Annotated in this window: 1 protein-coding gene; it reads right to left on the bottom strand. The window is 52.6% G+C overall.

Translation table 11 applies throughout. From position 1 onward, the window contains the following. The coding region (locus SB764_RS40105; protein WP_410866765.1) for an NAD(P)(+) transhydrogenase (Re/Si-specific) subunit beta at nucleotides 1-274 on the bottom strand (274 nt) is incomplete at both ends.

The raw sequence follows: 274 nt of genomic DNA, 5'->3' as shown, positions 1-274 counted from the left end.
CTGCCGCCAGACCCACGAAGCTATGCAGGATCGCCACCAGTTCTGGCATTTCGGTCATTTCAACTTTCTTCGCCAGACGGATACCAATTGCCCCACCAATGACCATCGCCAGCAAGATCCAGCCAACATTACCCGTATCCGGTCCAAAAATGGTTGCGATTAACGCAATCGCCATCCCGGCGATACCGAAGTTGTTACCCTGGCGAGACGTTTCATGTTTCGAAAGACCGGCCAGACTGAAGATAAACAGGATCGCGGCAACAATGTATGCAGC

The sequence above is a fragment of the Paraburkholderia sp. SIMBA_027 genome, assembly GCF_046535315.1.
In the GTDB taxonomy this organism is placed as follows: Bacteria; Pseudomonadota; Gammaproteobacteria; order Burkholderiales; family Burkholderiaceae; genus Paraburkholderia; species Paraburkholderia tropica.
This window is presented reverse-complemented; position numbering and strand designations above follow the sequence as displayed.